Annotated in this window: 19 protein-coding genes and 1 riboswitch; of the genes, 8 read left to right on the plus strand and 11 right to left on the minus strand. The window is 37.0% G+C overall.

Annotated elements, in window-relative coordinates:
• Positions 1 to 192: 192 nt before the first annotated feature.
• The 11 genes from Q0376_RS01960 to rpmH all read right to left on the minus strand — a co-directional run bounded on the left by Q0376_RS01960 (position 193) and on the right by rpmH (position 12,036).
• Positions 193 to 1,053 (minus strand): methylenetetrahydrofolate reductase, encoded by an 861-nt coding sequence (locus Q0376_RS01960; protein WP_298703500.1) that lies wholly within the window; start codon positions 1,051 to 1,053, stop codon positions 193 to 195.
• A gap of 564 nt (positions 1,054 to 1,617) precedes the next feature.
• Positions 1,618 to 4,041: a homocysteine S-methyltransferase family protein gene (locus Q0376_RS01965; protein WP_298703501.1), complete on the minus strand. Its 2,424-nt coding sequence runs from the start codon at positions 4,039 to 4,041 to the stop codon at positions 1,618 to 1,620.
• Positions 4,042 to 4,099: 58 nt separating this feature from the next.
• On the minus strand, positions 4,100 to 4,765 hold the full coding sequence (locus Q0376_RS01970; protein WP_298703503.1) for a methionine synthase: 666 nt from the start codon (positions 4,763 to 4,765) through the stop codon (positions 4,100 to 4,102).
• Positions 4,766 to 4,895: 130 nt separating this feature from the next.
• A riboswitch (SAM riboswitch) is annotated at positions 4,896 to 5,024 on the minus strand.
• Between the two features lie 155 nt (positions 5,025 to 5,179).
• A complete protein-coding gene (gene rsmG / locus Q0376_RS01975; RefSeq protein WP_298703505.1) occupies positions 5,180 to 6,043 on the minus strand; it encodes a 16S rRNA (guanine(527)-N(7))-methyltransferase RsmG in 864 nt (287 codons plus the stop codon).
• Between the two features lie 5 nt (positions 6,044 to 6,048).
• On the minus strand, positions 6,049 to 7,923 hold the full coding sequence (gene mnmG / locus Q0376_RS01980) for a tRNA uridine-5-carboxymethylaminomethyl(34) synthesis enzyme MnmG (protein ID WP_298703507.1): 1,875 nt from the start codon (positions 7,921 to 7,923) through the stop codon (positions 6,049 to 6,051).
• A gap of 76 nt (positions 7,924 to 7,999) precedes the next feature.
• Positions 8,000 to 9,385 carry a tRNA uridine-5-carboxymethylaminomethyl(34) synthesis GTPase MnmE gene (gene mnmE / locus Q0376_RS01985; RefSeq protein ID WP_298703509.1) on the minus strand — a complete coding sequence of 462 codons (1,386 nt, stop codon included), beginning with the start codon at positions 9,383 to 9,385 and terminating at the stop codon, positions 8,000 to 8,002.
• 106 nt (positions 9,386 to 9,491) lie between these two features.
• Entirely contained in the window at positions 9,492 to 10,289 is a 798-nt protein-coding gene (jag, locus tag Q0376_RS01990; protein ID WP_298703511.1) for an RNA-binding cell elongation regulator Jag/EloR, read from the minus strand.
• A 2-nt stretch (positions 10,290 to 10,291) separates the two neighbouring features.
• Complete coding sequence (locus tag Q0376_RS01995; protein WP_298703564.1) at positions 10,292 to 10,921, minus strand: YidC/Oxa1 family membrane protein insertase; 630 nt, start codon at positions 10,919 to 10,921, stop codon at positions 10,292 to 10,294.
• A 261-nt stretch (positions 10,922 to 11,182) separates the two neighbouring features.
• On the minus strand, positions 11,183 to 11,425 hold the full coding sequence (yidD, locus tag Q0376_RS02000) for a membrane protein insertion efficiency factor YidD (RefSeq protein WP_298703513.1): 243 nt from the start codon (positions 11,423 to 11,425) through the stop codon (positions 11,183 to 11,185).
• A gap of 17 nt (positions 11,426 to 11,442) precedes the next feature.
• Positions 11,443 to 11,811, minus strand: a complete 369-nt coding sequence (gene rnpA, locus Q0376_RS02005; protein WP_298703515.1) for a ribonuclease P protein component — start codon at positions 11,809 to 11,811, stop codon at positions 11,443 to 11,445.
• Positions 11,812 to 11,901: 90 nt separating this feature from the next.
• Positions 11,902 to 12,036, minus strand: coding sequence for a 50S ribosomal protein L34 (rpmH, locus tag Q0376_RS02010; protein WP_006555255.1), 135 nt, complete (start codon positions 12,034 to 12,036; stop codon positions 11,902 to 11,904).
• A 592-nt stretch (positions 12,037 to 12,628) separates the two neighbouring features.
• On the opposite strand from rpmH, the gene dnaA reads away from it, so the two are divergent.
• From dnaA to Q0376_RS02050, 8 genes are all read left to right on the plus strand, one after another.
• Positions 12,629 to 14,668: a chromosomal replication initiator protein DnaA gene (dnaA, locus tag Q0376_RS02015; protein ID WP_298703517.1), complete on the plus strand. Its 2,040-nt coding sequence runs from the start codon at positions 12,629 to 12,631 to the stop codon at positions 14,666 to 14,668.
• 395 nt (positions 14,669 to 15,063) lie between these two features.
• Complete coding sequence (gene dnaN, locus Q0376_RS02020; protein WP_298703519.1) at positions 15,064 to 16,170, plus strand: DNA polymerase III subunit beta; 1,107 nt, start codon at positions 15,064 to 15,066, stop codon at positions 16,168 to 16,170.
• A gap of 159 nt (positions 16,171 to 16,329) precedes the next feature.
• A complete protein-coding gene (locus Q0376_RS02025) occupies positions 16,330 to 16,566 on the plus strand; it encodes an RNA-binding S4 domain-containing protein (RefSeq protein WP_298703521.1) in 237 nt (78 codons plus the stop codon).
• Positions 16,563 to 17,654 carry a DNA replication/repair protein RecF gene (gene recF, locus Q0376_RS02030; protein ID WP_298703523.1) on the plus strand — a complete coding sequence of 364 codons (1,092 nt, stop codon included), beginning with the start codon at positions 16,563 to 16,565 and terminating at the stop codon, positions 17,652 to 17,654. The genes Q0376_RS02025 and recF overlap by 4 nt, the downstream gene beginning before the upstream one ends.
• Positions 17,644 to 18,576 (plus strand): DciA family protein, encoded by a 933-nt coding sequence (locus Q0376_RS02035; protein WP_298703525.1) that lies wholly within the window; start codon positions 17,644 to 17,646, stop codon positions 18,574 to 18,576. The genes recF and Q0376_RS02035 overlap by 11 nt, the downstream gene beginning before the upstream one ends.
• 170 nt (positions 18,577 to 18,746) lie before the next feature.
• Positions 18,747 to 19,016 carry a hypothetical protein gene (locus Q0376_RS02040; protein ID WP_298703527.1) on the plus strand — a complete coding sequence of 90 codons (270 nt, stop codon included), beginning with the start codon at positions 18,747 to 18,749 and terminating at the stop codon, positions 19,014 to 19,016.
• Positions 19,017 to 19,159: 143 nt separating this feature from the next.
• Positions 19,160 to 21,061: a DNA topoisomerase (ATP-hydrolyzing) subunit B gene (gyrB, locus tag Q0376_RS02045; protein WP_298703529.1), complete on the plus strand. Its 1,902-nt coding sequence runs from the start codon at positions 19,160 to 19,162 to the stop codon at positions 21,059 to 21,061.
• Positions 21,062 to 21,138: 77 nt separating this feature from the next.
• A complete protein-coding gene (locus Q0376_RS02050; protein WP_298703566.1) occupies positions 21,139 to 22,539 on the plus strand; it encodes an amino acid permease in 1,401 nt (466 codons plus the stop codon).
• The last annotated feature ends 58 nt before the right edge of the window (positions 22,540 to 22,597 follow it).

Consider the following 22,597-nt stretch of genomic DNA (forward strand, 5'->3'; position numbering starts at 1 on the left):
CTCTTTTTACACCATTTTATCTTTTAGATCTTATTACTCTCATTACGCTTATTACTCTTGTTGCTGCAATTTCCATATACCACATCTTAAGGCAATTTATTACAAGTAATATACTTTTATTTATGAATTTACCTTTATTGTTTATGGTTTACTTTTCTGTTTTTGCCTTTATATTTTTTTCTTCATGTTCTTCTAAATATGGTCAATTAAATAAAGGACTGTTTGAATATTATTCAATGGCATAATATGAACCCCATGGGCCATTTTTTTTATTTCCAAGAGGGTTTCAACAGCAATTTCTAAACCAGCTTCTCCCCCACCTTGTTTCATCCGTTCTAGTATATCTGGTGTAAGTGAGATACCGGGAACCTTTGTATGTAAGTATTCTGCCATTTTATAACTTTTTAAAGGAATTAATCCCAGCATAATTGGGATATTCAATGGTTCTACCATTTCTATAAATCGCTTGGCTTTTTCTAAGTCATAAATAGGTTGTGTTTGGATAAAATTAGCACCATTCTCTACTTTCTTAGTGATTTTCTCTTTTTCTAGCGCTAAATCATCAGCCCCAGGGTTTCCTGTAGTGCCGATATAAAAATCACTGCCTACATCTAAAGCATTACCACTTATATCGAAGCCCTGATTTAATGTACTAGCAATTTTTAATAATCCCAAAGAGTCCACTTCAAAAACAGGTTTTGCATTAGGATGATCTCCTGAAGATGGATGGTCCCCAGTCAAAGTTAAGATATTATCCACACCTAGTGCAGCGGCACCTAATAGTTCAGACTGTAGCCCCATGCTATTTCTATCGCGACAAGTTAAGTGAAAAATAGTGTCTATGGACTCTTGAAGTTTAATTAGATGAGCCAACGCAATGGGACTCATGCGCATTTTTGCCATAGGACAATCAGCAATATTAATGGCATCTACCTTGCCCCGTAACTGACTAGCTTCTTCAAATATTTTTTGTGCTGAAGCACTTTTTGGTGGATCTAATTCCACTGTTATAGTAAATGCGCCCGCCTTATGCTTATCACGTAATCGTTCCAAAGTAAAACCTCCACCCCAAATTTCTAATACTTAAAAACATAAAGTACTGTATTTAAACACACATAAGTATCTGATATCTAATAGCCAATTGCAATCAACACTATATACAAACGGAATTAACTCTATATAAACAAGCATAATATACTTAATATAAGTAAGTATAATTCACTTAATATAAGTAAGAATGATTCACTTAATATAAGTAAGAATGATTCACTTAATATAAGTAAGAATGATTCACTTAATATAAATAATTGCAATTAACTTAATATCAACAAATACAACCCACTTAATATAAACAAGCGGATTTAACTTTATATAAATACTAATAAACATCCTAATGTATCTAAATACAGCCAACTTCATATCCCGAAGTACAATCGACTTTATACACCTAAATACTCTTCAATATTCAACCACTCTAATTTCTCTAGTTTCTCTAGTTTCTCTAATTTCTATTAATTTTCTTATTTTTCTAATTTAACTAATTTTACTAAGTTAACTGATTTAACTTATTTAACTAATTTAACTAATTGCTTAAATTCTCTAATACTTTTTAATCTACTAATCATCGCCTAGTAAATGTTTAACAATATTAACTGCTGAAATGCCATCCTTAGCATATGAGTCTGCCCCTGCTTTGTCAGCATATTCTTGGGTCAATACGGCACCACCTACGATTACCTTTGATGATAATCCAGCTGCGCGAATGGCTTTAATTGTTACATCAATCATCGGCATGGTAGTCGTCATTAAAGAACATATGCCTATAACGGAAGCCTTTTCAGCTTCTGCTGCACGTACAATGTCTTCAGGATCTACATCTTTACCTAAATCAATAACTCGATAGCCATTATTTTCCAGTAATGCAGCTACAATATTTTTACCTAAATCGTGAATATCACCCTTAACAGTAGCTACTATAACAGTCTCTTTACTGAGTCCATCATTTTCAGGTAATACTTTTTTAATAGTTTGAAACGCTCCTTGCATGGCTTCCGCTGCCAACATAACTTGAGGTAAAAAGACTTTGCCACTACCAAATTTATCCCCTACTACATTCATGGCTTCTGATAAGGCTTGCTTAGTAATTTTTAAAGGATCAATTCCTGCTGCTAAGGCTTTTTCTACTAGCTCTACAACTAATTCTTTTTCACCTTGCTCTACAGCATGCTGTATATTTTCTAATGGATCTTCATTATGGAATTCACTAGTTGAGGGATTTATACTTTTTTTAGTAACTACTAGTTCTTCCTCATTGCCGTAGGTAGCAATAAATTCCGCAGCAGCTGGATCAAATCCTAATAAAGTGCGCCCTGCAATAAATGCTTTTTTAACTGTATCATTTAAAGGATTTAAAATCGGTGCTGTTAAGCCATGTGATAGTGCCATAGTTAAAAACTGGCCATTTAAATACGGTCGCTGTGGCATCCCAAAGGAAACATTGGATAAACCCATTACGGTAGGAAAACCAAAAGTTTCCTTATATAAGGCCAGTGTGCGCAATGTTTCCACCGCACTATACTGTCCACTAGCCAATGTAAGTACAAGTGGGTCCAATAGTAAATCTTCACTTCTTAAACCTACCTCATAAGCAGCTAAAACAATCTCCTTAGCTAAAGCGATGCGCTCTTCAGCGGTAGCTGGTAAATCACCCTTACCTAAGGGCAAACAAAGTAAGGCCGCACCATAACGTTTCGCCAAAGGTAGTACCTTTTCTAATTGCTCCGGCTCAGCATTTACAGAGTTTATGAGGGCTCTTCCTGGATATGCTTTAAGCCCAGCTTCCATAGCCTTAGGATCTAATGTATCAATGGACAAAGGCACATCAACCAACATAGTAAGTTCCATAATAGCTCGTTTCATCGTAGCTACTGCATCAGTATCAGGCACCCCCATATTTACGTCTAACACATCAGCGCCTGCCTGTACTTGTGCTAAAGCATCTCGTTTTACCATAGCAAAACTACCAGCTTGAATCTCTTTGGCTAATACTTTGCGACCCGTTGGATTGATGCGTTCTCCAATTATAATAGGCTTTTCACCATGCCCCACTCTGACTACGCCAGTTCGACTCGTAAAAGCTGTAAAAGCTGGGACATTTTGACGCTCTTTAGGTACATGCTGGTGCAGGGCTTTTTTAATTTCACCTATATGAGCTGGCGTGCTCCCACAACAGGCACCAATATAAGAGGCACCAGCATCAACTAATTGCACCACATACTGTCCCATATCTTTAGGACTCAAAGGAAATACTGTATCAGTTCCTACTAATATGGGCATGCCCGCATTAGGTTGGGCGCTAATTGGCAAATTAGTAACTGATGCTAGACGAGCCACCAGCGGAATTAATTGCTCCGGCCCCAAAGAACAATTGATACCTACTATATCAGCCCCCATAGCTTCCATTAAAATAGCGGCCGCTTCTGGTGGTGTACCAGTTATAGTACGACCATCTTCACTAAAGGAAAATTGACATATAATTTTAACATCATCTACAGTTTTACCTAATTCCTTACGAGCATCTAAGGCAGCTAATAAGGCGGCCCTCATTTCTTGAATATCAATAATTGTTTCAATGATAATGAAATCGACCCCTGTTCCAATTAAAGCATATGCTTGTTCATGATAGGTAGCATATACTTCATCAAAAGATATATTCCCCAAAGGTTCAATAAATAATCCCGTAGGTCCCATAGAGCCTGCCACCCGTGCACTAGGCTTAACACCTTGAATGGCTGCTTTAGCCACCTTAACCGCCGCTCTATTAATTTCCTCTACACGATGAGCCAATCCATAGTCGGCTAATTTTAAACCACAGGCACCAAATGTATTGGTTGTAATAATATCACTACCACTTTTTAAATATGCTTCGTGTATGTGTTGAACAACTAAAGGCTGCTCCACATTAAATAATTCAGGACATTCCCCTTCTTTAAGCCCTGACTGCTGTAGCATAGTACCCATGGCTCCATCAAATATATACATAAAATCCCTCTTTCATACCAAATTGTTGTAAAAATACTAGTTATGTATTCATCAGCTATTACATACGTCGCGATGCACAATGAGCTTGCGAACAGGAGCTACATCCACGTTTCGTCTGAACGGTCTCCCCCTTAGGCATACAGCCAATAATCGCGGTAACAGATTTTCTAGGAAATAACAAAAAACTATCTGTCACACTTAAACCTATACGCGATGTACCAATACTATGAGCTAACTCCTTTTGTATAGTTAAATCCCAATTACCATAGCCAGGACTAAATCGCCATGTAGTTGTATAGCCAAGGCGAGCTGCTTCCTTATCTATGATGGCATTCACTTGATCAGCTACTTGTTCCACTGCTGTAGTAGCAGCGGCATCAACGAGTAATCCTAAGGTGTAATTCCCCTCTTTAAATAGCTCTGCACTGCGCAGTTCCACGCCTTCCCCAATAGTTACGGCCATAACATATACACGTTCAGATTTTTCTAAATGCTTTAAAATCGTGCTCCCTTTAATTTGTAATGGAGGCTCACTTTTTACAATACCATTCGTAGCATCATATTCGTAAGCTTCAAATATCCCCTGTGGCATCGCCTGTAATTGCACTTCTAGGCACGCCTCTTTAATATAAGCTTGAGGGAATTCTTCTGCATGTTTTAAGCCTGCATAGCGCCTGGTTTCCACTTCATCCACCTGCGGCAATCGTCCATTATAGATTGGCATAATAAACTCCCTTCTTTTCTCAAACTGCTAAACCTACTTATGTCCAGCTCTTATCCTGGTCCAGCGTTTATCCCAGTCCAACTACTTAAGATAAAATAAAAAACCTCCATCGTTTTAGACAGAGGATTCCTCCTTATCTGTCAGTGGCCCTCTTCATAACTGTACATGAATTGCGTTGCCATAGCTGTTGGATGTAGCACCGTGTAAACCGGTTGCCGGACTTCATTGGGCCAAATCCCTCAGTCACTCTTGATAAGGTCAAATATAAAATTAAATCATAATAAATTAAGGATACTCTGTAAACCATTGAAAGTCAATAAAAAGGCGCCCTAGAAATAATCACTTACCTATATAGAAATTATATATATAGGTATAGATTAAATCTAGAACGCCGATTTTTAAACTACGCTCACATTATTTTTCCAAAGGCTTAGTCTTTATTTCTTTTGGTTTACGAGGATATTTTTTTGGTGTATATTTTACTTTTTTAATGTAAATAACAGCTCTTTTATCCTCCAATGTAGGCAATGTTACAGTATTAACCTTTTCAATCGTGCCACCCAATGTCTGTAAGGCAAAACCTGCTGAATTGATTTCCTCTTCATATATAGCACCTTTTAATGCCACCACAGACCCACCTAATTTTACATAAGGCAAGGCCCATTCTAATAAAATAGGTAATCTAGCAACAGCACGGCTCGTCACTATATCATAGGCTTCGCGATGCTCTGGCTCATGGGCCAAATCTTCCGCCCTACCATGTAATGTAGTTACAGATTTTAAGCCTAAATGAGTAATTACAGATTGTAAAAATTTAAGTCGCTTTTGCAACGAATCAAATAATGTAATCTGTAAATCCGGCCGCCATATGGCAAGTGGAATTCCTGGAAAGCCTGCCCCAGTGCCAAGGTCTAAAATCTTAGCACCTTCCTTAAATACAGAACTTAGAGCTGTTAAGGAGTCTACCATATGCTTTACTGCCACCTCATGTGGATCAGTAATCGCCGTTAAATTCAAGGTTTTATTCGTTTCAATAAGCAATTTATAATAGGTAGTAAATTGGTCGAGTTGTTTAGTCGATGGTCCAAAGCCAGCTGCTTTGAGTTGTACCTCTAGATTCTGAGAGAATGCTATTTCTTCTTCTTTTGTAAGAACTTGACTGAGCTTCATAAGATCTATTTGTGGCACAGCATTTTTTTTGCCTGATTTTTTCTCCATCCCCTTGGCCAAATCTGCCTTTTCAATACCTTTCTTTTTAACTTTTGGCATCTCCTTCATAAGACTTACTCCTGTTCACGACGATATTGTTCCAACTGAATTAATAAAACAGATACATCCGCAGGGGATACACCAGAAATACGACTGGCTTGACCAATAGAATGAGGCTTAATCTGGGCTAATTTTTGCTTAGCTTCCAAGGAAATCCCCTTCATAGATTCATAATCCCAGTCTGCTGGAATAATCTTTTCTTCCAATTTTCTAACTTTAGCCACTTGATCCATTTGCTTTTTAATATATCCATCATAAGTAATCATGATATCAATTTCTTCTTCTACTTCTGGGCTATATCGTTTTAAATTAAATGCCTCAGCCACATCGCCATAGGATAATTCATTACGCTTAACTAAATCAAAGGCTTTAATCCCTGTTTTAATTGGCGCTGTACCAAGTGCCTCAAGCTTTGCTTGTACTTCTGATGATGGATTAATTGGCGTATTCTTAAGCTCTTCTAGACCTTCTTCAATGAGTGCTTTCTTAGCTAAGAATCGATCATATCGTTCCTTTGTAACTAAGCCAATTTCATACCCCTTTTCAGTTAAACGCATATCTGCATTATCTTGGCGAAGCAATAAGCGGTATTCACTACGACTCGTCATCATACGATATGGTTCCTTAGTTCCTTTAGTAACTAAATCATCAATCAATACACCTATATAGGCTTCAGAACGTGATAAGATAAATGGCTCTTTACCTTGTAAATAAAGTGCCGCATTAATACCTGCTATTAAGCCCTGTGCAGCAGCCTCTTCATAGCCAGAAGTACCATTAGCCTGGCCTGCTGAATACAGACCTTTAATAGTCTTTACTTGTAAAGCTGGTGTTAATTGCAATGGATTTAAGCAGTCATATTCGATAGCATAGGCAGGGCGCATAATTTCTACATCTTCAAGACCAGGAATGGTGCGTAAAAATTTATACTGCACATCAATAGGAAGACTCGTACTCATGCCCTGTACATACATTTCATTCGTATGATTTCCTTCTGGTTCTACGAATAATTGATGGCGATTTTTATCGCTGAAACGAACTACTTTATCTTCAATAGATGGGCAATAACGTGGGCCTGTCCCTTCAATAATCCCCGTATACATAGGGGCACGGAATAGATTAGCGCGAATGATATCATGTGTTTCTTCACTTGTATAAGTGAGCCAACAAATTTGTTCATTCCGATCAGTCCAATCACTCATAAAGGAAAAGGCACGATACATCGAATCTCCTGGCTGTTCCGTCATATGGTCTAAACTTAACGTACGCTTATCTACACGAGCTGGTGTACCTGTTTTAAAACGCATTAATTCAATACCATGTTTGCGCAATGAATCGGATAAAAGCTCAGCTGTACGCTGTCCATTAGGACCACCAGTATAGGTTAATTCACCAGTAATAATCTTACCTTTTAAATAGGTCCCTGTACAAAGAATAATCGCCTTAGCTTCATACACTTCGCCTAGTTCACCTAAAATCCCCTTTACCTGACCATCTTCAATAAGGATTTCATTGACCATAATTTGCTTAACATTGAGATTATCTGTATTTTCCAAAGTTTCCTTCATAAGGCGCTGATACGCTACTTTATCGGATTGCGCACGTAGGGAATGAACGGCCGGCCCTTTCCCCGTATTTAACATACGCATTTGAATCGCTGTGGCATCAGCATTAATGGCCATTTGACCACCTAAGGCATCTAATTCATATACTAAATGACTCTTACCAGGCCCACCAATGGCAGGATTACATGGCATAAGTGCAATATTATCTAAATTAAGGGTCGCCATTAATGTGCGTTGACCCATGCGTGCAGTTGCAAGCGCTGCTTCACAACCGGCATGGCCACCACCGATGACAATCACATCATAAGTATCGACGGTATACATAATTTCTCCTAACTTTTTTCACAGACGCTATATCCTTATATAGTATTATATAGCATGTTTTTATTTTATAAACTACTTATTTACCTAAACAGAAGCGAGAGAATAGTTCATCCACCAAGGATTCACGGACGCTGTCACCTGTAATATCACCTAATTTTTCCCACGCGCTGCGAATATCAGTGACTACAAAATCTACAGCCATCCCCATTTCAATATTACTCAAAGCTTCACTTAGTTGTGCTACGGACTCTTCCATCAAATTTATATGGCGCACATTACTTAACATCGCCTGATTATCTTGATTTACGGTGCCACCTGCTACTAATTCCTTAGTCACATCAGCTAGAATATCCATCCCTTCCCCTTGGGCTGCACTGATAGGTGCAATCATGGAGAATTCGCCTAAAGGTGCCACATCAGCTACCGTAATTTGAGCGCCCATATCGGCCTTATTTAAAAAGACAATCGTATGATCACTAGCTGCTTCACTTAAAATCTGACGCTCTTCCTCAGTTAATGGCTTAGAAGCATCGATTACACAAATAATAATCTGTGCTTTTTCTAAATATTCCTTAGCTCGATCTACGCCAAGTTTTTCTACTATATCCTCTGTATCGCGAATGCCCGCCGTATCTACCAAGCGTACAGGAATGCCTTCAATAGTAATATTTTCTTCAATACTATCTCGTGTCGTTCCTGGAATATCAGTGACGATGGCGCGATTTTCACGGAGCAATGCATTCATAAGACTTGACTTACCGGCATTAGGACGCCCCACAATGGCCGTCATAATACCATCGCGCAAAAGCCTCCCCCGATTCGCCGTTGCCAATAAATGCTTCATTCGCTCTAAAATAGGACGCACAGCCTCCGCTGTTTGCTCCATAGTTAACTCTTCAATATCCTCTTCAGGATAATCAATGGCTACTTCAAGCTGTGCTACCAAGGTCAATAAAGACTCCCGAATGTCTCGAATCATCTGAGCCAAGGTACCATCTAATTGATTCACAGCCACTTCTAAAGATTTTTCAGATTTTGCCTCTATAATATCTATAATAGCTTCCGCCTGCGTTAAATCGATGCGACCATTTAAAAAGGCACGCTTTGTAAATTCCCCCGGTTCCGCTAATCGAACGCCTTGGCTAAGCAATAATTTCAAAATTTCACGCACCACTACAATGCCACCATGACATTGTATTTCAACTACATCCTCTGCCGTGAAAGAGTGCGGGCCTTTCATGAGCAGTAAAAGCACTTCATCCAGTACTTTTTGTTCTTGAGGATTATAAATTTTACCATATTGAATGGTTCTATTTTGACGCTCCTCTAAGGAAGCGGTATTGGAATCTTTATATATAGAATTCACTATACTAAAGCTCTTTGCGCCACTAACGCGAATAATGCCCACCCCACCTATGCCGGGTGGTGTTGCGATAGCCGCAATGGTATCTTCTGTATACATAGTATATCTCCTATAAAGGATCTAAATTAATACAAATAAAACCCGATCAGAGACCGGGTTTTACTCGCTTTATAAATGCCGCGCGCCTCACGCACAAGTATTTATATTATCGCTTATATGCAATAACGATGTGACGATATGGTTCTTCAGCTTCACTATCTGTCACAATATGAGGATCATTTTGAAGTGTCAAGTGAATCACTTTGCGCTCAAAAGCACTCATAGGCTCTAAGGCAATTTTTTGACGATTACGCTTTACCTTGGAAGCCAATCGCTTTGCTAAGTTTACGAGCGTCTCTTCCCGACGGGCTCGATAGTTCTCTACATCTACAACGATGTAAGCGCGACCAACACTATCTTTGTTAGCCACTAAATTAGTCAAATATTGGATAGCATCCAATGTTTGACCATGTTTACCGATTAAAATACCCAATTCTTCACCATGGATTTGATAGGTAATTTTTTCAGTATTCACCATTTTTTCAATTTGTACAGCTAAGCCCATATTGGCAAACATATCTGTTAAGAATTGTTTACCTTTATCAGCGATGACCATTTGCTCTTCTTTAGAAAGGCTTGGTTTTGCTGGTTTTTCAGGAGCCGCCTTAGATGCCATAGCATCACTCTCAGATGCCACGTCTTCAGAAGCCTTTGGAGCCTCCTGAACTGCTTCTACAACAGTTGTATTCTCTGTAACAGATGCAGATTCTTCAACCTCTTTTACAGCAGCTTCTTCGAAGTAAATACGCACGAGTGCGTTACGGCGACCAATACCTAAAAAGCCATTTGAAGGCTCTTCCAATACTTTGGAATCCACCATAGTCTTACCTTCACTAGCAAGTTGAGCCTGTCCTTTAGCAAGTGCTTCATCAATTGTTTTAGCAGAAATCTCAATAAAGTCCATACTTAACTCTCCTTATTATCATTGCGATAGATAAAGAATTGCTGAATCATTTGGAATATATTAGATACGACCCAGTATATAACCAAACCACTAGCGAAATTCAAGCTAATATAACCAATGAATAAAGGCATGAAGATTTGCATAATCTTTTGTTGCCCCGCAGCACCACCTGCGCCTGCTGCACTGCCTGATTGTTTACTCATTACATATGTAGACAAGGCACTAAGTACTGGTAAAATATATAAATGATCTGGCACACTAAGATTTGGTAACCATAAGAAGGCTTCATAACCAGCTTCGTATGGGAAATCACGAAGAGCATAGAAAATCGCAATCAAGAATGGCATCTGTACAAGTAATGGTAAACAGCCAGATAATGGATTAATACCAAGTTCTTTGTAAAGACGACCCATTTCTTCTTGTAATTTCTTAGGATCATTTTTATATTTTTTCTGAAGCTCTTTAATTTTTGGCTGCAATGCCTGCATGCCGCGCATGGATTTAATTTGCTTCACAGTTAACGGTGCTAAAATAGCTTTAATTACAATCGTCAACAAAATGATGGCAATACCATAGCTTGGAATCCCAATAAGTTTTGTAAAGTCAAAGCTATACATAACAAGGGATTGCATAAATTCAACTAATGCGTCAAAGATTCCCAATAGTCTTCTCCTATTTTGAGTAACATGGACGTATATAATGTGAACCCTTTACGTGTCTATATATCGTTATGGTATGGTCTATATTTCATCCATACAGACACTCCGGTATTTCCAAATTTGTGTTATATAGAAATCGTCTCACCTATTAAGAAAATAAGATTATTTATAATAAAACATATTCTACTAAGTGTTATTTTACTTAAGCTGTTTCTCAATTACTTAAGATTTCACTTAAGGCAAAGGATCATAGCCACCTTTATGCCAAGGATGACATTTTAAAATCCTTTTAATTCCTAAATAACTACCTTTAAAAGGTCCATATTTGCGCAAGGCTTGTAGCATATACGTCGAACATGTGGGATAAAAACGACAAGATTTAGGCTTTAATGGAGATATTCCATAGCGATATATCTGAACAAGTGCAATAAACACTATATTAATAGCCTTTACTATATAATGAACTATATGACTCATAGCCTACTCCTTCGTCATTAGTTTTTAGTACTTTTAAGTAATTTAGACTTTCTAAATAAATAGAGCATCTCTTTTTCAGCCTCTTTATACGTGGCTTCACTTAATCTAGCACGACCAACGACTACAATGGCATAGCCTTCCTTAATCTTGTGTTGATTTAGACGATATACTTCCTTCATCAAACGACGTGCCCTATTACGCTGTACCGCACCGCCCACTTTTTTACCAGTAACAAAACCAATCCGTGTAGACTGCTTTGCTACGGGCATGCGATATACAACACAGAGCCGACCCACTTCATAAGTGCCATGCTTATAGACAAGACGATATTCATTGTTTTTACGAATTCTCCGCTCTTTATCTAAGCCATATAATACATCGTTCATTATTACTTCCTATGTTCCTATGAATGTCTCTATGAATAGAAAAACTTGGCAGCAGCGCCAAGTTTTTTCTCCTGCCTAAAAGCTATTATATTATGCAGATAATTTCTTTCTGCCTTTAGCGCGACGTCTTTTTAAAACAAGACGACCACCAATAGTCTTCATACGTTCACGGAAACCATGAGTACGTTTTCTCCAAAGCGTATTTGGTTGATAAGTACGTTTCATGTATAAAACACCTCCTTGAGATTGGTCTAGTAATTACTTATACCATAACAGTATAAGTATATGTATAAAGGGCCTTTCTGTCAATAGGATATCGCTAAAAAAGCTAGAAATACTGCTGTTTTTCCTAAATTAAAACAATTAATTATAGTTACAATTCAAAATGGAAAAAATTTTTACAAATTTTATATTTTTTTTGCATCTTATATATGGTATTAAAATTATAAATTTGAGACGGCTAAATACTACATAGGCTTTAAAAAAGTTTTCAAGCCTTGTTTTAAGCCCTTTGTCTCCATAATGCATCATGACAAGGTAGGGCTTTTCTGATAAAATGAAATGGATAAGAATAATAAAAAATATAAGAATCAGAATTTTAATACATGTGATTAACTCTATAGGTTATAAACAAGATATACACAACTTATACACTTTTTATCCACAGTTTTGTTGATAAGTGTAAAAATCCCGTGTTTAACGCTTGTAATAACCTTTTTATTTGTCTCTTTTTCACATTTTCAAGAAGTTATCCACATCAATTAGTAATATTATCAAAAAGATATTCACATGTATTCACTCTGGGAAAGGACTCAACATGCCCCTCATTGATCTCAATGATTTTTGGAGCCAAGTACGAGAAGACACGCGCAAGCGATTGCCTGATCAAATTTGGAAGACCACCATTTATTGGCTCTTACCTGTAGAGCTAGACGAACAAAATAATAAACTCGTATTAACTACGATGCAAAACTACATTCAAGAAATAATTGAAAAAGACGCACGGATTAGTCGTCAATTAAAAGATTCTATCAATAAGCTTTGGAAAGAGGTTAATCCTACATCCAATCAATCTATTAACTTTGTCATTACCAGCGTTGAATATGGTATTTCAGATGATGAACCAAGTGATGAAACTAACATAACTGATACCTATGCAACTCATACGACGGACACAGATACTAATGTAAGCAATTCTGGTACCACTACTGATTATACAGAAGCGGTAGAAGCTAATGACTTTCATGAAACTGTAGAACCAGTAATGCCTAAAGCATCAACAGTAGATGTAACACCGGCCCATATTCCGCATGCAACCTTAGCTGATACGGCTACTACCGCACCAGCTCATCAAAGTCCGATGGATATAAGTTCCTATACAAATCATGATCCTATCAATGTAGTACCTAGTGAACCTCTGCCATCCTACGAAGATGACTCCTATGAGTTATCCCTTTCAAGAAATACTCATTCATCTAGCAATTCATCAGAGGAATATATTGGTAGCTATGAAGAAATGGCCCATAAATTGGGATTTGAGCCTAAAAAAACAACTAAAACCAATTCCCTAGCAACTAAACCAGTCTATGAAGAGCCAGTATATATTGAGCCACCACGGAAGCATTCAATGCCTCATATCCCACAAGAAAGTCTCTTCCCTGAAGAGGATATGACACCAACGGCTACTTATAGTAAGTCCAATGCGGACACTGCATCCATGAGCCACACCCAAGAAGGTGCTCCTATTGAATCAACAATGAACTCCTGGCCTAAGAAATCTTTCACCAAACAGGAAGAAAATATTCTATCGGCCTCCATGTTAAATCCAAAATATACATTTGATAATTTTATTGTAGCTGGCTCCACCTTATTAAATAAGGCCATCGCCCAAAGTGTAGCTAAGACGCCAGGTAAGATTAATCCATATTATATTTATGGACAAAGTGGAATGGGCAAAACGCATTTAATGCATGCCATTGGTCACGAAATACTAAAGCATAATCCTGCTGCACGCATCATGTGTATTCCAGCGCAAAAATATGTAGAGTATTTTACATCATCCTTAACTAATAATAAGGATGTGCCAAAGGATATTTTTCATGATATTGATGTGTTATTGCTCGATGATGTACAAGCCTTCCAAAATAAAGTAGGTACTCGTGCTGACTTCTTCCATCTTTTTAATGATTTAATCTTAAAAAATAAGCAAATTGTTTTAACCTGTGATGTATTGCCAGAAGATTTAGGCGATGTGGAAGAGCGTTTAAAAAACCGCTTTGCTGCCGGCATGGTAACGACTATTGAACCACCATCACCAGAAGTATTAGAAGCTATTCTATTATCTAAGCTAGACAATGAACGCACTACGAATCCAGAATTGCGTATGGACACTAGTGTGATTCGCTTCTTAGCACAAGCATATAGCATGGGCAGTATCCGTAAATTAGAAGGTGCTTTTACTAAATTAATCACCGTCGCTTCTATTGAAGGACGCAGCAATCATATTACAGTGGAGTATGCGCTTGAAGTATTAGCAGATCTTCTACCTAATAATGAACGACGCGTCTTATCCATCAACTATATTCAAGATTTTATTGCCGATTACTTTAAAATCAAAAAAGATTTATTAGTAAGTAAAAAACGGAACAAACAATATGCACATCCTCGTCAAATTGCCAGGTTCCTATGTCGTGATTTAATCAATGAAAGCTATCCTCAAATTGCTCTCGCCTTTGGTAAAAAAGACCATACTACAGTATTGCATGCTTTTAATAAAATAGAAGCAGAATTAGCTAAAGACAGTGATTTACAGCATACAATTGAGGATATTAAGAAAAAAATTCAAGAAAATACGTAATATAGCTATAAATTAGATAATATAGCTTTTTAAGAGCTTATATGATTAAGTAAAATCTAATTATAAAACAGTTATAATATCATCTTTAATAGAGTACATAAGCACTAAATTCTATAGAATCAATGTAAAATCACCTGTGTATAACTCTGTGGATATACTGTGTACAGCCTGTGTCTACACTGTGTTCAAAATGGTACATATGCACAAAGCAAGTTGCAAAATGTGATTATGTGGATAAACGATTTTCTGCAGTCACACGATTATGAACATGTGTATAGTCAATGTCCAAGCCACTTTCTGAGACTTTTACACTTATACACAAGCCTTATTACTACGATGATTATTTAATTGAACCAATTAAACAATTTATTATTTATAAAGGAGCATAGGCATATATGAAAATTCAATTTTCAAAAGAAAATTTACAAAAAGCAATTAATGCATTATCAAAAGTTAGTCAAAACAAAACAAGTTCTAATCTACCAGGTTCCATTTATATTACGACAAAAAATGGTAAAGTAGAAATGCAAGCCAATGACTATCAAATCGGCATTAAAATCATCATTGATGCTACAATTATTGAAGAAGGTACTATTGTACTAGCTATGCGTTATTTCCAAGATTGGATCCGCAAAACACCAAGCGATATTATTACATTAGAAACAACAGAAGATACTAAGCAATTATTAATCAGTACAGATTCATCTCAATTCAAACTTGTTACTATGGATATTAATGATTTCACCTTAGTAGATCAAATTCACGACGAATATTATATTGATATTGATGGTGAACAATTAAAAGAAATGATTGATTTAACTAATTATGCAGCTTCTACTGATGAAAATGCCTTTATGTATACAGGTGCATTATTAGAAAGTTCCCATAATGAACTCACCATGGTGGCTACTAATACATATCGTATGGCTATTAAAAAAGTAACTTTAGATACACCTATTGATAATACAATGCGCATGATCATTCCTACTAAAACATTAGCGGAAGTATCTCGTTTATTACCTACAGATAATCCAACAGTAGTTCGCATTGTTTGGAATCGTTCTCAAGTTGCCTTTATTTTTGATACAGTGTATTTAATTTCTCGTTTAATTGAAGCTAATTTCCCTGATTACAATAAAGTAATTCCTTCTTCATTTGATTCCAGTGCAGTACTTAATCGCCGCGATTTTGCAGGCGCTGTAGATCGTGTATCCTTATTAGCTAAAGATGCAGAATATAATGTTATTCGTTACGATTGGAATGATACCGAAGTTACGTTAACAACTCAAAATGCTGAAATTGGGGCCGCTAAAGAAGAAGTATTATGTGAATTTAAAGGAACGCCATTTACTATTTCGTTTAACAGTAAATATATTAGTGATATTCTCCGTCATAGCACAGGTGATCGCATTCATTTATTTTTAAAACAAAATGGCCCTGTTGTAATTCGCCAAGACAATAATAATAACTACACCTATGTAGTAACACCAATTCGTAAATAAAATCACCCAATAGTAAGAAATTTACTATATAATTAAGATAGAGAGGTAGTACATAATTTTGTATTACCCTCTACAAAGTAAATAGATATACAGACTAAATTCTGTTTTGTATATGTAATTACCTTGTATATTAATTTAGTTTATGCAAGGAGGTATATTATGAAAGAACATACACCAGTTTTTATTCATACGCCTTATATTAAATTAGACCAACTATTAAAACTCGAAAGCATTATTGAAACAGGTGGTCAAATTAAATTCTTATTAGAAGATAATTCCATCATGGTCAATGGCGAAGTATGTACTCAAAAACGCAAAAAAGTATTTCCTGGCGATGTAGTAAGTATTGAAGGCGTTGGTTCTTGGCAGGTTGAATTAGAGGAGGCTGACGAGTGAACATTCACTCTTTAGAACTCATAAATTTTCGCAATTATGAACATAAGGAATGGCAATTTAAGCCAGCTATTATGGTTCTATATGGTCCTAATGGCGTGGGCAAAAGTAATTTATTGGAGTCCATTTATGTCAGTACCATTGGAAAGAGCTATCGTACTAATGAGAGTCATGATTTGATTCAATTTGGTAAAGAAGCTGCCGGTATAGTGCTTACTTTTGAAAAGAAAGAAACAAATCATAAGATTAATTTGCGTCTTAATGGCAAGGAAAAGAAGGAAATTCGCTTAAATAGCAATCGCATATCTCAAAAGGAATTGATGGGGACGTTAAATACTGTTATTTTTAGTCCTGAAGATTTGCAGCTTATGAAGGGATCGCCTTCGCTTAGACGGCGCTTTATTGATATTGAAATTTCTCAGACTAGTGCCACCTATTATCAACAATTACATATGTACAATAAGATTTTGCAGCAGCGCAATAAAGTCTTAAAAGATTCATATGGTAAGGCGCAATTACATCTTGAGGAATGGGATAAGCAACTGGCTCAAACGGCTTCGTTCATTGTGAAAAAACGCTTGGACAGTTTGAGAAAAATTAATCTTTTATTAGATTTAATGAATCGTCGTTTGACTAATGGCAAGGAAAATTTGCGCATTATATATGAGCAATCCTATAAAAAACAAAAACTCATTGTAGAGCCGCAGGAATTTTATGAGCTCTTACAAGAGAATCTACCCATAGACCGGCGGCGCATGACTACGTCCATTGGACCCCATCGGGACGATTTAAAATTCTTTTCTGATTCTATGGATTTAAAGCGTTTTGGCTCTCAAGGTCAGCAGCGTACGGCCATATTGTCTCTAAAATTGAGTGAATTAGAATTTATAAAGTCTGAAGTAGGTGAATATCCTATTCTCCTCTTAGATGATGTACTAAGTGAGCTCGATAAAGAACGAAGACAGAATTTGCTTAAATTTATTCATCGTAAGATACAAACCTTTATAACAACCACTGATCTAGATGATGTAGCAAGCTTAACTGATGTGATGATTATTCATTGTGGGGAGCGTGAGTCAGGTGAGAAATAATAAATTAGAGTCCTTTGAAGCTTGTATGGACTTCATTCAAGATACGCGCTCCTATGAGGGCTTTGATTTTTTTGCCTTAGTACCCATTATGAAGCTCTATTATTATTGGCCTCAGGTGGTGAGCAAGCGGGTCAGTCGATTTTGCCAAATTATTAGTATAAAACCGCCTACCATTACATTGGGCGCCAATACATCAGCTTCGCTACAAGAAATAAAAATGGCTACACCTCAATTATTAAAGGCCATTAATACATTTTATTCAAACTATTATAATCGTCCCATCATTACAGAGATTAAGGCGGTTATGAATAAAAAAAGCTCCATCCGAGAAATTAAAGTACAGCCTCTTGGCGTATGGGAAGATTTTCGTCAGCGAGAACGCATTGATTTTACAAAAATTAATCTCAGCGATGAAGAATTAGCGACTATTGATGCCACTTGCGCACAAATTACTAATGAAAAGCTGCGTCAGGTCTTTCGAGAGGCTCAAATTAAGCAATATAAAAATCGTCATGTCATGGAGGCCAAAGGCTATCATCCTTGTCCATCCTGTGGCTTATGGATTAGTCCTGAAGAAACTATTTGTAAATCTTGTATTAATAAAGCACAGCGCGTGCGTATTAGCGATATTCAGGAAGTGTTATTCCAGTATCCCTATTGGAAATACGATAATATATTAACTATGTTTCCTCATTGTTCTATGGAGGAATTTAATGAAGCCAAGCGCAATATGATTTACCATTTTTTAAATCAAATTAGAGCAGGCTCAAAAGATAATTATGATCTTTATATGGCGGCTATGTTAATTACAGCTAAGCCAGCGGATCAATTAGAACCTAAATTTGTAGTCAATTTAACTAATAAATATCGAAAACCAGAGTTTAAAACAAATTCTGGTTCCAATTTTTCAAATAAAAAGTGATTATTTAGAAAAAATTTTGATAAAAATTATAAAGTTAACGAAAAATATAATAAAAATAAAGAAATAGGTACAAAATTATAGAAATGTTTGATAAAATAGTATAAAATATAAAAAATTTAAAGTATTTTATCATGTATATCATCTGTATTATTTCAAAGAAAGAGAAGTTTATGTTTGTTCATATATCTGACACGTATAGTGTGGCCATGGATGATATTATCGCCGTGGTACAGACGATTCCGCTTATTAAGGGAAAACGTCGCCGTAATAAACAATGGAATAATGCACGGGTAGTTTATGTATTCCCTGATGAACCTGTGGAGAGTTATTTAGTTACAGTGGACACGATCTATGCTCTTAGTATGTCTATTACGGGCGTAGGTAAACGATTAGCTAAAGCATCCAAGGGAATTCCGGTGTCTTTATACACAAAAAAATAAAAACATAGTATAATTAAATGTATTTTACAGAATAAAAGCCAGCTTAGTTATGGAATATAAGCTAAGCTGGCTTATAACAATGAAATAAGAGTTTTGGCTCATATGAAGTCAAAACTAATATATAGTGTTAGGGAGGAGAAAGTATGGCAGAACAACATTATGGTGCTCAGGATATACAGGTTTTAGAAGGTCTTGAAGCAGTTCGTTGTCGTCCAGGTATGTATATTGGTAGTACTTCAGCTAAAGGTTTACATCATCTTGTATATGAAGTTGTTGACAATAGTGTGGACGAAGCATTAGCTGGCTATTGTACTCATATTGAAGTAAGTATTAATAAAGATAATAGCATTACTGTAGTCGATAATGGTCGTGGTATTCCTACAGGGATGCATGAAACAGGGATTCCCGCTGTAGAACTCGTATTAACTAAACTTCATGCAGGCGGCAAATTTGGTGGCGGCGGCTACAAAGTATCCGGTGGTCTTCATGGCGTAGGTATTTCCGTTGTTAATGCCCTTAGTGAATGGACTATAGTTAAAGTGCGTCAAAATGGTAAGGAACATGAAATTAGTTTTGAACGAGGCCATTTGAAGCAATCCTTAACTGTTATTGGAGAGGCTAAAGACACAGGTACAACGGTTATTTTTAAACCAGATGCTGAAATTTTTGAAACTACGATTTTTGATTTCAATGTACTTCGCACACGCCTTCAAGAATTAGCTTTCTTAAATAAAGGTCTTCGCATTACATTAACGGATAAGCGCGAAGAAGAAGATAAAGTGGAAAGCTTTATGTATGAAGGGGGGATTGTATCCTTTGTACAATTTTTAAATGAAAACAAGGATATTGTAAATCCTACGATCATTGATATGGAAAATACACGCGATGATGTAGTCGTTGATGTGGCGCTTCAATACAATGATGGGTATAGTGAAAATATTTTATCCTTTGTAAATAATATTAATACCATTGATGGTGGTACCCACTTAAGTGGCTTCCGCAGTGCTTTAACGCGCACACTTAATGACTATGGTCGCAAAGCTGGACTTATTAAAGAAAATGAAGCCAATTTGTCCGGTGAAGATGTGCGTGAAGGTCTCACTGCTGTTATAAGCGTTAAAGTGTTAAATCCTCAGTTTGAAGGCCAAACGAAAGCAAAGCTTGGCAATAGTGAGGTGAAGGGAATTACTGATACGGTAGTATCAGAAGGATTGAAGGTCTTCTTAGAAGAACATCCAACTGAAGCTAAACGTATCATTGATAAGGCGACTACAGCTAATCGTGCTCGTGAAGCAGCGCGTAAGGCGCGCGAATTAACACGCCGTAAAAATGCCCTTGAAATTAGCTCTTTACCAGGTAAATTGGCTGATTGTTCAGAAAAAGATCCACTTATGACAGAGATTTATCTTGTCGAAGGGGATTCTGCGGGCGGTAGTGCTAAGCAAGGTCGCGATCGTCGTTACCAAGCGATTTTACCTCTTCGCGGTAAGATTTTAAATGTAGAAAAAGCACGGTTAGATAAGATTTTAGCAAATAATGAAATTCGCTCCATGATTACAGCATTTGGTACAGGCATTGGGGAAGATTTTGATCTTAATAAGAGCCGTTACCATAAAATTATCATTATGACAGATGCTGATGTAGATGGCGCGCATATTCGTACCTTATTGCTTACATTCTTTTATCGTTATATGAAACCTTTAATCGAAGAAGGTCGTGTATATATTGCACAGCCACCTTTATACCAAATTAAAAAAGGTAAGGGCCATTGGTATGTGTATAGCGATGCAGAAATGGCATCTAAATTAGATGAAATTGGTCGTGATAATATTACCATTCAACGATACAAAGGTCTTGGGGAAATGAATCCGGAACAACTTTGGGAAACTACTATGAATCCTGAAAATCGTACGATTTTACAGGTAAGTTTAGAAGATTCCATTGAAGCGGATAAAATATTTAGTGTACTTATGGGTGACAAGGTTGAGCCTCGTCGTAAATTTATAGAAGACAATGCGAACTTGGTGAGAAACCTTGATTTGTAAATTGAGAAAGGGATGATGTTTACGTGGATGGACTATCTTCGGATAATAAATTACGTCGAAGTTTAAAATCACGTCATATGAATATGATTGCCCTCGGCGGTTCTATCGGCACAGGCCTTTTTGTAGCCGGCGGGGAAGTAATCAGTACAGCTGGTCCTGGTGGTGCTTTAGTAGCCTATGGTTTTATAGGTATTATGGTATACTTTTTAATGACTAGCTTGGGGGAAATGGCCACCTATTTACCAGTGCCAGGTTCCTTTGGCACTTATGCATCTCGTTATGTAGATCCAGCCTTTGGTTTTGCCCTTGGTTGGAATTATTGGTTTAACTGGGCCATTACTTTGGCAGCAGAACTCGTAGCTGGTGCCTTGATTATGAAGTATTGGTTTCCAGATATTCCTGCTATTATGTGGTCGGCCTTATTTCTAATTGCTCTCTTTTTGATGAATTATCTATCCACGCGTTCCTTCGGGGAAAGTGAATATATTTTCTCCAGCATGAAGGTTATTACAGTGTTCGTTTTCTTATTTGTAGGCTCTATGCTCATTATTGGAGTTGGTGGTAATTCACCAGGATTTGAAAACTGGACACGTGGGGAAGCTCCTTTTGTAGGTGGATTTAGTTCTATTTTAGCTATTTTCATGGTAGCTGGTTTCTCCTTCCAAGGCACTGAGCTTATTGGTGTAGCCGCTGGGGAATCAGAAGAACCAGAAACGAATATTCCTAAAGCCATTCATTCAATTTTTTGGCGCATTTTGATTTTCTATATTGGTGCGTTTATCGTCATTGGCTTCTTAATTCCTTATGATGATCCTAATCTTTTAAAATCTAGTGTAGAAAATGTGTCCATTAGTCCGTTTACTTTAGTACTTGATCGCTTTGGCTTTGCCTTTGCAGCGAGCTTTATTAATGCCATTATTTTAACGGCCGTACTATCTGCTGGTAACTCCGGTCTATATGCGTCAACTCGCATGCTCTATGCTATGGCTAAAAATGGAGAAGCGCCAAAGATCTTTACTAAATTAAATTCCCGTGGCGTACCATCTAATGCCTTATTTGCAACGGCTGCATTTGGTATTTTTGCCTTTGCTACATCCTTAATTGGTGAAGGGGCCGCGTACACTTGGCTCATCAATATTAGTGGGATGAGTGGTTTTATTGCTTGGCTAGGGATTGCCATTGCACATTATCGTTTCCGCCGTGCTTTTAAAGCACAAGGAAAGGATATAAAATCCATTCCATATCGCGCTTTATTATTCCCATTTGGTCCTATTTTTGCTATTGTTCTTTGCCTTATTATTATGGCTGGTCAGAACTATACAGCATTTATGGGTGATACCATTGATTGGTATGGCGTCAGTGTAGCTTATATTGGTATTCCAGTATTCTTACTCGTATACTTTGGTTATAAAACAAAAAATAAAACCCATGTAATTCCTCTTGAAGAAGTTGATTTAGCTCGTGATTATGATAAATAATAAAATCACTGCTAGTTATTAAATCAATATTAGGATGAAATACAAATATAAAAGCCGT

The sequence above is a fragment of the uncultured Veillonella sp. genome, assembly GCF_937981445.1.
In the GTDB taxonomy this organism is placed as follows: domain Bacteria; phylum Bacillota; class Negativicutes; order Veillonellales; family Veillonellaceae; genus Veillonella_A.